The sequence below is a fragment of the Intrasporangium calvum genome (assembly GCF_028446585.1).
Classification (GTDB): Bacteria; Actinomycetota; Actinomycetes; order Actinomycetales; family Dermatophilaceae; genus Intrasporangium; species Intrasporangium calvum_A.
This window is the reverse complement of sequence record NZ_JAPFQL010000108.1, coordinates 1-10,104: the sequence shown is the minus strand read 5'-3', so window position 1 is coordinate 10,104 and position 10,104 is coordinate 1. Positions and strand designations below refer to the sequence as shown.

Annotated in this window: 10 protein-coding genes and 1 pseudogene; 9 read left to right on the top strand and 2 right to left on the bottom strand. The window is 72.2% G+C overall.

Features of this window, described 5'->3' with window-relative positions:
• A pseudogene (locus OO014_RS17840) lies at window positions 1-253 on the bottom strand (shikimate kinase); the annotation flags it as partial.
• A gap of 102 nt (window positions 254-355) precedes the next feature.
• Between OO014_RS17840 and OO014_RS17835 the strand changes: the two are divergent.
• The gene (locus tag OO014_RS17835; RefSeq protein WP_272463673.1) at window positions 356-2,452 is read left to right on the top strand and encodes a S9 family peptidase; all 2,097 of its coding nucleotides are present in this window, start codon (window positions 356-358) and stop codon (window positions 2,450-2,452) included.
• Window positions 2,453-2,553: 101 nt separating this feature from the next.
• Here the strand turns inward: OO014_RS17835 and OO014_RS17830 are convergent, their stop codons facing one another.
• A complete protein-coding gene (locus tag OO014_RS17830) occupies window positions 2,554-2,835 on the bottom strand; it encodes a hypothetical protein (RefSeq protein WP_272463672.1) in 282 nt (93 codons plus the stop codon).
• Window positions 2,836-2,966: 131 nt separating this feature from the next.
• Between OO014_RS17830 and hisD the strand changes: the two genes are divergently transcribed.
• The 8 genes from hisD to OO014_RS17790 are packed head-to-tail and all read left to right on the top strand — an operon-like array spanning window position 2,967 to window position 10,017.
• Window positions 2,967-4,325: a histidinol dehydrogenase gene (gene hisD / locus OO014_RS17825; protein WP_272463671.1), complete on the top strand. Its 1,359-nt coding sequence runs from the start codon at window positions 2,967-2,969 to the stop codon at window positions 4,323-4,325.
• On the top strand, window positions 4,322-5,485 hold the full coding sequence (locus tag OO014_RS17820; RefSeq protein WP_272463670.1) for a histidinol-phosphate transaminase: 1,164 nt from the start codon (window positions 4,322-4,324) through the stop codon (window positions 5,483-5,485). The genes hisD and OO014_RS17820 overlap by 4 nt, the downstream gene beginning before the upstream one ends.
• Complete coding sequence (hisB, locus tag OO014_RS17815; RefSeq protein WP_272463669.1) at window positions 5,482-6,117, top strand: imidazoleglycerol-phosphate dehydratase HisB; 636 nt, start codon at window positions 5,482-5,484, stop codon at window positions 6,115-6,117. Before OO014_RS17820 ends, hisB begins: the two co-directional genes overlap by 4 nt.
• A gap of 2 nt (window positions 6,118-6,119) precedes the next feature.
• A complete protein-coding gene (gene hisH, locus OO014_RS17810) occupies window positions 6,120-6,764 on the top strand; it encodes an imidazole glycerol phosphate synthase subunit HisH (RefSeq protein ID WP_272463668.1) in 645 nt (214 codons plus the stop codon).
• The gene (locus tag OO014_RS17805; protein ID WP_272463667.1) at window positions 6,761-7,153 is read left to right on the top strand and encodes a hypothetical protein; all 393 of its coding nucleotides are present in this window, start codon (window positions 6,761-6,763) and stop codon (window positions 7,151-7,153) included. The genes hisH and OO014_RS17805 overlap by 4 nt, the downstream gene beginning before the upstream one ends.
• Entirely contained in the window at window positions 7,146-7,889 is a 744-nt protein-coding gene (gene priA, locus OO014_RS17800; RefSeq protein ID WP_272463666.1) for a bifunctional 1-(5-phosphoribosyl)-5-((5-phosphoribosylamino)methylideneamino)imidazole-4-carboxamide isomerase/phosphoribosylanthranilate isomerase PriA, read from the top strand. The genes OO014_RS17805 and priA overlap by 8 nt, the downstream gene beginning before the upstream one ends.
• Before the next feature lie 26 nt (window positions 7,890-7,915).
• Window positions 7,916-8,704 (top strand): SseB family protein, encoded by a 789-nt coding sequence (locus OO014_RS17795; protein ID WP_272463665.1) that lies wholly within the window; start codon window positions 7,916-7,918, stop codon window positions 8,702-8,704.
• Window positions 8,705-8,751: 47 nt separating this feature from the next.
• The gene (locus OO014_RS17790; RefSeq protein ID WP_272463664.1) at window positions 8,752-10,017 is read left to right on the top strand and encodes a DUF445 domain-containing protein; all 1,266 of its coding nucleotides are present in this window, start codon (window positions 8,752-8,754) and stop codon (window positions 10,015-10,017) included.
• The last annotated feature ends 87 nt before the right edge of the window (window positions 10,018-10,104 follow it).

Genomic DNA, 10,104 nt, shown 5'->3' with positions numbered 1-10,104 from the left:
GCCCGGCCGCCTCGAGGCGGGCCACCTCGGTCGCGAGCGCGCCGAGCCAGGGTCGCCGGTCGTCGTCGTCGAGGGGGATCCCGGAGCTCATCTTGGCGATGTTGTCCGGTGGGTGGAAGTCGTCGCCCTCGATGAAGACCCTGCCGAGCTCGTTCGCCAGCCAGGCGCCGGTCGTGGACTTGCCGTTGCCGGACACGCCCATGAGAACCACGTGGCGGGGCAGGGGTACCTGCGCCGGTTCGATAGTGGCCATCGGGCCTCCTTGTCACGGCAGGGGTGGGACGTCGCTCACCGTACCGGCGGCCGGGTGGGGACACGTGAAGGCGCGGACGACGCGGACGCCTACGATGCGCGCATGCAGCCTCCCCCCAAGCCGCGCCGCTCCGCCGCGATCCGCGAGCACCACGGTGACCGCTTCGAGGACCCTTACGCGTGGATGGCCGATCGAGAGAGCCCGGATCTTCTCGATCACCTGACCGCCGAGAACGCCTTCGCGGTGGCGGCCACGGAGCATCTGCGCCCCCTGGCCGACACGATCTATGAGGAGTTCCGCTCGCGCATCCACGAGACCGACCTGTCGGTGCCCGTGCGCCACGACCGGTGGTGGTACTACTCGAGGACCGTCGAGGGCCAGCAGTATCCGGTCGAGGGTCGGGTGCTGCGCTCTGCGTCGCCGGAGCGTCCGGCGCTCGAGGGCGACACGGTGCCCTCTGGCGAGGAGGTCCTCCTCGACCAGAACGCGGAGGCACAGGGCCACGACTTCTTCGCCGTCGCGGCGACGGAGGTGTCCGCGGCCGGCGACCTCCTCGCCTATGCCGTCGACCTGGCGGGGGACGAGCGCTACGACGTGCGGGTCCGCCGGATCGCCACGGGGGAGGTGGTCGACGACGCGGTCCGCCAGACGGGCGGATCGCTCGCCTGGTCGCTCGACGGCCGCCACTTCTTCTACACCCGCGTCGACGAGGCGTGGCGCCCCTGCCAGGTCTGGCGGCACGCGGTCGGGACCTCGGTCGACGATGACGTGCTCGTCCACGACGAGCCGGACGAGCGGTTCTTCGTCGGGGTGGGCGCCTCCCGCGACGATCGGGTCATCGTCATCGGGATCGGCTCGAAGACGACGAACGAGTACCGCCTTCTCGACGCCGCCGACCCCCTCGGCACGCCGCGCGTCGTGGCGCCTCGCCGGCAGGGGGTCGAGTACGACGTCGAGCCGATCGGTGACCGGCTCCTCGTCGTCCACAACGAGCGCCGGACCAACTTCGAGGTGGCCGTGGCGCCGTTGTCGTGCACGAGCCACGAGGAGTGGCAGCCGTTGGAGGTGACCACCGACGACGAGTACGTCACGGGCGTGGACGCCTTCGACTCCTTCGTCGCCGTGTCGCTGCGCCGCGAGGGCAGCACCGCGGTGCGGATCGTCCCCGTCGACCCGTCGAGCCCCACGGGGTTCGGGCCGATCCACGACGTCGAGGTGGGCGAGCCCCTCGCCACGATCCGGATCGGCGGCAATCCCGAGACGTCGGCGACGACGCTGCAGCTGGTGTGGGAGTCGCTCGTCACCCCGCGGACGGTGATCGACTATGACGTGGTCACCCGCGCATCGACGGTGCTCAAGCAGCAGGAGGTGCGCGGTGGTCACGACCCCGCCGACTACGTGCAGCGTCGGGAGTGGGCGACGGCGCCCGACGGGACGCGCGTGCCGATCTCCGTCGTCCACCACCGAGACACCCCGTTGGACGGCACCGCGAGGGGTCTGCTCCACGGCTACGGCGCCTACGGCATCTCGAGCGACCCGTGGTTCTCCGTCCTGCGCCTGTCGCTCCTCCAGCGCGGCTGGGTGTTCGCCATCGCGCACGTGCGAGGGGGATCCGAGCTCGGTCGGTCGTGGTACGACGACGGCAAGCTCGACCGGAAGCGCAACACCTTCACCGACTTCGTGGCCTGCGCCGACCACCTGCGCGAGTCACGCATCGTCGACCCGGACCACCTCGCGGCGGAGGGTGGCTCCGCCGGTGGGCTGCTCATGGGCGTCGTGGCCAACGAGGCGCCGGACCGGTTCAGCTTCATTCACGCGTCCGTGCCGTTCGTCGACGCCCTCACGACGGTCCTCGACCCGTCCCTCCCGCTGACGGTGATCGAGTGGGAGGAGTGGGGCAACCCCCTGGAGGACCCGGCGGCCTACGCGTTGATGCGCTCCTACAGCCCCTACGACAACGTCCGGTCCCAGCGCTATCCGGCCCTGCTCGTGACGACGTCGCTCAACGACACGCGGGTCTACGTGACGGAGCCGGCCAAGTGGGTGGCGGCCATCCGGGCGGCGCTGGTCGACGTCCCGGACGCGCGGCCCGTGATCTTCCGCACCGAGATGGCCGCTGGGCACGGCGGTCAGTCGGGCCGCTACGACACGTGGCGGCAGTGGGCGTGGGAGACCGCGGTCCTGCTCGACCTCACCTGAGTGCCCGGCTGAGCCCAGCGGCATACGGCTGCCGTATGCCGCTGGGCTCGGTGGTGGACGCCGGCGCCCTCCCGGCCGGGCTGGGAGGGCGCCGTGCGGGATCAGCTCGTGGTGTCCGTGACCTCCGACCGCGCCCGGCGCCCGAGGACCGGCCACAGGATCGCGGCGGCAACGAGGGCGACGATGACGTACGTGAGCCAGTCGGCGGGCAGCCCGATCCCGTCGCCCACGAGGACGAGGAGGAACCCGAGGGCGATGGCCCCGAGGATCGCACCCACTGCTGGCACGTTGGCCAGGCCACCCCTGCGGGCCAGGACCGCGACCACAATGGCCGGGATCAGACCGATGAGAATTGAGAGAACCACTCCGAGGACATCTTCCATGGGGAGACCGTACTGAGCGATTCGTCGGAAATGGGCGAAGCAGGCGACTGATCTCGCTTCGACCCCGCCTTGGTGGGCCGCAGCCTGAGACGTGGCGTCCCGGCCCGTGGACGCCTCCTAGACTTGGCTCCATGATGTCCACTCTCGACCTGCGCGGCCGCACGCTCGACGTGCGCTTCCTGCGTGGGGCCCTGCCCCGAGCCGAGTTCGACGTCACGGCCGCCCTGGAGCAGGTGCGGCCGATCTGCGCGGATGTCGAGCATCGCGGCGCGGAGGCACTGCGCGACCTGGGGGAGCGGTTCGACGGGGTCCGCCCGGCGCGGCTGCGAGTCCCGGCCGAGGTCCTGCAGGCGGCGCTCGAGCAGCTCGCCCCCGACCTGCGCGCCGCCCTCGAGGAGGCCATCCGGCGCGCCCGGCTCGTCCACGCCGACCAGTGCCGGACCGACACGACGACCACGGTGGTCCCGGGCGGCACCGTCACCGAGCGCTGGGTTCCCGTCGACCGCGTCGGCCTCTACGTGCCCGGCGGCCTGGCCGTCTACCCGAGCAGCGTGGTCATGAACGTCGTCCCGGCCCAGCTGGCCGGCGTCGGTTCGCTCGCGGTGACGTCGCCGCCCCAGCGGGACAACACCGGCGTCTTCGCGGGTTACCCCAACCCCACGATCCTCGCCACGTGCGCCCTGCTCGGCGTCGACGAGGTCTATGCCGTGGGTGGCGCCCAGGCGGTGGCCATGTTCGCCTACGGCTTCGTCGACGAGGCAGATGAGCGTGACGGTGCGCCGGTCCGGTGCGAGCCGGCGTCGATGGTGACCGGGCCGGGCAACATCTGGGTCGTGGCGGCGAAGCGGCTGCTCAAGGGGCTCATCGGCATCGACGCGGAGGCGGGGCCGACGGAGATCGCCATCCTGGCCGACGAGACGGCCGACGCCGAGCACGTCGCTGCCGACCTCATCAGCCAGGCCGAGCACGACCCGCTGGCCGCCTCCGTCCTCGTCACCGACAGCGAGCGGCTGGCCTCCGCCACGGCGGAGGCGCTGGCGCGCCGGGTTCCCGCGACGAAGCACTCCGAGCGAGTGGCGACCGCCCTCGGCGGCACCCAGTCGCGGATCGTGCTCGTCGACGACCTCGATGCCGGCCTCGACGTCGTGAACGCCTACGCGGCCGAGCACCTCGAGATCCAGACCCGCGACGCCTCCGAGGTGGCCGCGCGCGTTCGCAACGCCGGCGCCGTCTTCGTCGGCCCGTGGGCGCCGGTCAGCCTCGGCGACTACGCCGCCGGGTCCAACCACGTCCTGCCGACCGCGGGCTGTGCGACCCACTCGAGCGGCTTGTCCGTGCAGTCGTTCCTCCGCGGGATCCACGTCGTCGAGTACGACGAGGCGGCGCTGCGCGAGGTGGCGGGCCACGTCGTGACGCTGGCTCAGGCGGAGGACCTGCCCGCGCACGGGCAGGCGGTCACCGCGCGTTTCGGCGACGAGGTGCCCGGATGAGCGAGGTCCAGCGGCTCCTCCGGCCCGACCTGAGGGGACGCACGGCCTACGGCGCCCCCCAGCTCGACGTCCCGGTGTGCCTCAACACCAACGAGAGCTCCTACCCGGTGCCCGAGGTCGTCATCAGGGCCGTCCTCGACGCCCTCGAGGCCGACCTGAGCAGCCTCAACCGCTACCCGGACCGTGAGTTCACCGACCTGCGAAAGGCACTGACCGCCTACGTCGAGCGTCAGGCCGGTGTGGCGGTCACCCCCGAGCAGGTGTGGGCCGGCAACGGCTCCAACGAGGTGCTCTCGCACATCGTGCAGGCCTTCGGCGGTCCCGGACGGATCGCCCTCGGCTTCACGCCGAGCTACTCGATGCACCCGATCATCGCTGAGACACTGGGCACCACGTGGGTCGACGGCCTGCGTGAGGCAGAGACCTTCGACCTGACGGTGGCCGCGGCGGCGGACCAGGCCCGCGCGCACGACCCGTCGATCGTCTTCCTCTGCTCGCCCAACAACCCCACGGGCACGGCCCTGCCCTTCGACGTCATCGGTGCCGTTCTCGAGGCGGCCCCCAACGCCGTCGTCGTCGTCGACGAGGCCTACGCCGAGTTCGCCCGGCCCGGGACGCCCAGCGCCCTGAGCCTGCTGGCCGACCACGAGCGGCTCGTCGTGACGCGGACCATGAGCAAGGCCTTCGCCTTCGCCGGGGGTCGGCTGGGCTACCTCGTCGCCTCGGAGGAGCTCGTCGACGCACTGCGCCTCGTGCGGCTGCCCTACCACCTTTCGACGCCCACCCAGACGATCGCCCGCGTCGCCCTCGAGCACGCCGAGCTGATGCTCTCGACCGTCGAGGCGATCAAGGCCGAGCGGGACCGCATCGTCCGCGAGCTGGCCTCGCTCGGCGCGACGCCCGTTGAGAGCGACGCCAACTTCGTCCTGTTCGGGGGCCTACCGGACGAGAAGGCGACGTGGCAGGCGCTCCTCGATCGCGGCATCCTCGTGCGTGACGTGGGGATCCGCCACCACCTTCGCGTCACGGCCGGGACCCCGGCAGAGACGACCCGCTTCCTCGAGGCGATGACCGAGCTCGCACCCACGCATGTCGGTCCAGTCACGACCCCGAGCACCGTGGACCACCCCGACTTCGAGACCGCGGAGGACGACGCATGACCACGACCCTGACGCCCGGCCCCCACCCGACGCCCGGCCGGACCGCCACGATCAGCCGCACGACGAAGGAGTCGTCCATCGAGCTGACCCTCGACCTCGACGGCACCGGCGAGTCCGACATCGCCACCGGCGTGCCGTTCTACGACCACATGCTCGCCTCGCTGGCGAAGCACTCGCTGATCGACCTCTCCGTCAAGGCGACCGGCGACATCGAGGTCGACGTCCACCACACGGTCGAGGACACGGCGATCGTCCTCGGCCAGGCGCTCCGCGAGGCGCTGGGCGACAAGTCCGGCATCTCCCGCTTCGGCGACGCCACGGTGCCGCTGGACGAGGCGCTCGTCCACGCCGTGGTCGACGTCGCCGGACGGCCCTACGTCGTCCACGAGGGCGAGCCGGAGGGCCAGCAGTACGTCCTCATCGGGGGCCACTTCACCGGCTCGATGACCCGGCACGTGCTCGAGTCCCTCGCCTACAACGCGGGACTCTGCCTCCACGTCCGGGTCCTCGCCGGGCGCGACCCGCACCACATCGTCGAGGCCCAGTTCAAGGCGGTCGCCCGGGCGCTGCGCTTCGCCGTCGCCCGGGACGAGCGGGTCCTCGGCATCCCCAGCGCCAAGGGAGCGCTCTGACGATGGCCACGTCCCCCCGCGTCGTCGTCCTCGACTACGGCAGCGGCAACGTCCGCTCCGCCGTGCGCGCCCTCGAGCGGGTGGGCGCGACGGTCGAGCTGACCGCAGACCCGATCGCAGCCCTCGAGTGCGACGGGCTCTTCGTCCCCGGAGTCGGCAACTTCCACGCGTGCATGGCCGGCCTGCGCGCCGCCCACGGCCCCCGCGTGATCGGACGCCGACTCAGCGGTGGCCGTCCCGTCCTCGGCATCTGTGTCGGCATGCAGGTCATGTTCGAGGGATCCGCCGAGCCCTCCGACCGGCCCGAGCCCGGGCTGGCCGAGTGGCCCGGCACGGTCGAACGACTCCCCGCGGCGATCGTGCCGCACATGGGGTGGTCCCAGGTCGAGGTCGGCGACGGCTCCCACCTCTTTGCCGGCGTCGAGCACGAACGCTTCTACTTCGTCCACTCCTACGCCGTGCAGGACTGGAAGCTGGAGGCCACCGGCGCCTTCTCCGCAGTGGCCCCCGTCGTCACCTGGGCGGAGCACGGCGCGAAGTTCGTCGCAGCCGTCGAGAACGGCCCGCTGAGCGCCACCCAGTTCCACCCCGAGAAGTCGGGGGAGGCCGGGCTCCACCTGCTCGAGAACTGGGTCCGCTCGCTGTGAGCGCGGCGACGCGCAAGAGCTCCTCGTCGCGGCGCCGGTCCACCCGCCGACCGGCCACCTCACGCCGCAGCACGACCCGCCCCCCGGCCCGCCGTCGACGACGGACCGTCAGCCGGACCACGCGGCGGCGGCCGACGCTGGCCACCACCATCGGCGCCGCCCTCGGGACCCTCGCCGTCTCGTTCATGCTCGACGCCTCGTGGCCGGTGCGCATCGGCCTCGTCGCGCTGGTCATCGTGGTCGGCCTCGGCTGGCTGCTCTGGCAGGCCCGAACAGGGGCCCCGACCCCGGCGCAGCCCACCGGAGCGGACGGTGCGGGGACCCCGGAAACGAGCCCAGCGGCATACGGCAACACCACCATCGACCCCAAGGAGACGACCGATGACTGACCTTCCCCGACTGGAGCTGCTCCCCGCCGTGGACATCGCCGGCGGACAGGCCGTGCAGCTCGTGCAGGGCATCGCCGGCAGCGGCGGGCAGTTCGGCGACCCGTGGGAGGCCGCTCAGGCCTGGCAGGACCAGGGCGCCGAGTGGATCCACCTGGTCGACCTCGACGCGGCCTTCGGACGTGGCAGCAACCGCGAGCTCATCGACTCGATCGTCGGCCGTCTCGACATCCAGGTCGAGCTCTCCGGGGGGATCCGTGACGGGGAGTCCCTCGACGCCGCCCTCGCGACCGGCTGCCGTCGTGTCAACATCGGCACGGCGGCCCTCGAGGACCCCGAGTGGACCGCGCGGATCATCGCGGACCACGGCGACCGCGTCGCGATCGGCCTCGACGTGCGCGGCACCACCCTGGCGGCCCGCGGCTGGACCCGCGACGGCGGCGACCTCTGGGAGACGCTCGAGCGCCTCGACCGCGAGGGGTGCGCCCGCTACGTCGTCACCGACGTCAACAAGGACGGCATGCTCCAGGGACCCAACGTCGACCTGCTCCGTCAGGTGTGTGAGCGCACCGACCGGCCCGTCGTGGCCTCCGGTGGCGTGTCCACCCTCGACGACATCCGCGTGATCCGCCAGCTCGTTCCCGAGGGCGTCGAGGGCGCGATCATCGGCTCGGCCCTGTATCGCGGCGCGTTCACGCTCCCGGAGGCGCTCGAGGTGGCGGGACGGCCGACGCGGTGACGACCGCGCCTGATGGGGACGAGCCGGTGGCCCGGAGCCGACCCCACGGCCATGTCGACCACGAGGGCCGGCCGTCGGACTCGGTCGGCCAGGCCTGGTCCGGCAAGGCGATCCCCACACCCGGGTTCTCCGACGACCGCGGCGAGGCGGACCCCGACCTCGTGGCCGCCCTGCACGCCTGTGCGGCGGACCCACGGGCAGCTCTCGAGTCGCAGCTCATGGCCCGGGTGGCTGCCGCCCGGTGGCTCGTCCCCGTCGTGGCCGTCCCCACCGAGGTCGACGAGCACGGCGGTCTCGTCACCGACACACGCAGCGAGATGGCGGCCGTCGTCCTGACCGCCCCGGACGGTCGCCGGGCCCTGCCCATGTTCACCTCGCTCGAGGCGCTCGCCGCCTGGGACCCCGAGGCCCGACCGGTCCCGGTCGCCGCGTCCGCGGCCGCGCAGTCGGCCATCACCGAGTCGTGCGACGCCCTCCTCGTCGACCTGGCCTCGCCGCACGCGACGGTCCTGCGAGCCAGCATGGTGTGGGCCCTGGCCCAGGAGCGCGCCTGGGTGCCCGCACACCTCGACGACCACGTGGCGCGAGCCGTGGCAGCCGCCGTTGCCGAGGAGCAGCTCGTCACCGGCCACCGGCTCGAGGGAGGTTCACCAGCGGGTGCGGGCGTCCTCCGCGTCGTCCTGCAGCTCCCTCCTGGCCTGGGGCAGGACGCCGTCAGCGAGGTCGCGACACGCATCGGGGAGCGCATCGCGACCGACGGCGAGACGCGTGCGAGGATCGATGCCCTGACCTTCGCCCTCGAAGCCGCCACCTGACGGGCGGCCACTGAGGGGCGGCCACCGACCCCCGAGAGGAGGCCACCGTGAGCGGGACGCTCGGCTTCGTCGTCGACCCCGTCGTCGACGCCCAGCGGCGCCGCGACCTGCGGCAGATGCGGCTCGTCGCCACCGGTCTGCTCGTGCTCGCGGCCGTCGTCTACGTCCTGACGCGCGGACACGATGAAGGTCTGCTCGGTTTCGTCAACGCCGGCGCGGAGGCGTCCATGGTGGGTGCCTGTGCCGACTGGTTCGCCGTCACCGCACTGTTCCGCCACCCCTTGGGCCTGCCGATCCCGCACACGGCGCTCATCCCTCGCAAGAAGGAGATGATCGGTCGCAGCCTCGAGGAGTTCGTCGGGGAGAACTTCCTCCACGAGGAGATCATCAGGGAGCGGGTGCTCGACGCAGAGCCGACCCGACGTGCCGCAGAGTGGGTCCTGAGCGACCGACATGCCGAGCGGCTCGTCAACGAGGTGGCCACCGTCGGCGCCCACGCGCTGCACCGGATCCCGGACACCGACGTGCAGACGGTGATCGAGCAGGCGGTGCTCCCACGGCTCATGCAGGAGCCGATCAGCTCGCTCGCCGGAGGCCTGCTCGAGCAGGTCGTCCGCGACGAGTCGCACGCCGGGCTGGTCGACCTCGCCCTCGACGAGGGGTCCGCGTGGCTGGTGGCCAACGAGGGCCTCTTCGAGTCGCTGATCATCCAGCGCGCGCCCGCCTGGGTGCCGGACGCCCTGAACGATCTCGTGGCCCGGCGCCTGCACCGCGAGGCGCTGAAGTGGCTCGCCGACGTCCGCCGCGACCCCCGACACGACGTGCGCATCGCGCTGGACAAGCTGCTCACCGACCTCGCCGACAACCTCCAGCACGACCCGGTGACCCAGGAGCGGGCCGAGCGGCTCAAGGAGCGTTGGCTCGCCCACCCCCAGGTCTCGGTCACGGCGATGTCGCTCTGGCGATCGTTCCGGGGCGTCGCCATCGCGGCGCTCGAGGACGTCGACGGGCCCGTCAGACTGCGGGGTATCGAGGAGGTCACCCGCTTGGGGGAGCGGCTGCTCGAGGACCGCGAGCTGCGCGAGCGGATCGACGCGCGGATCTCCGACGCCGTCGTCTACGGCGTCCAGCGCTACGGCACCGAGCTGACCAGGGTCATCAGCCACACGGTGGACCGGTGGGACGGCCGGGAGACGGCCGAGCGGGTCGAGCTCCAGGTCGGCCGGGACCTCCAGTTCATCCGGATCAACGGCACTCTCGTCGGTGGGCTCATCGGCGTGCTCATCCACGCCCTGTCGCTCGCCATTCCCTGAGCGCCACCCATCTGCTCGAGAAAGCAGTTCGTCCGGTCGGTCGGGCGCGCTCGGCGCCCGCTGACCGGACGAACTGCTCTCTCGACG

What these genes read in the sequence shown, in the direction of transcription:
- OO014_RS17820 (WP_272463670.1), top strand. Translation starts at nt 4,322, where the DNA reads ATGAGCGAGGTCCAGCGGCTCCTCCGGCCCGACCTGAGGGGACGCACG.
- OO014_RS17835 (WP_272463673.1), top strand. Translation starts at nt 356, where the DNA reads ATGCAGCCTCCCCCCAAGCCGCGCCGCTCCGCCGCGATCCGCGAGCAC.
- priA (WP_272463666.1), top strand. Translation starts at nt 7,146, where the DNA reads ATGACTGACCTTCCCCGACTGGAGCTGCTCCCCGCCGTGGACATCGCC.
- hisD (WP_272463671.1), top strand. Translation starts at nt 2,967, where the DNA reads ATGATGTCCACTCTCGACCTGCGCGGCCGCACGCTCGACGTGCGCTTC.
- hisB (WP_272463669.1), top strand. Translation starts at nt 5,482, where the DNA reads ATGACCACGACCCTGACGCCCGGCCCCCACCCGACGCCCGGCCGGACC.
- OO014_RS17830 (WP_272463672.1), bottom strand. Translation starts at nt 2,835, where the DNA reads ATGGAAGATGTCCTCGGAGTGGTTCTCTCAATTCTCATCGGTCTGATC.
- hisH (WP_272463668.1), top strand. Translation starts at nt 6,120, where the DNA reads ATGGCCACGTCCCCCCGCGTCGTCGTCCTCGACTACGGCAGCGGCAAC.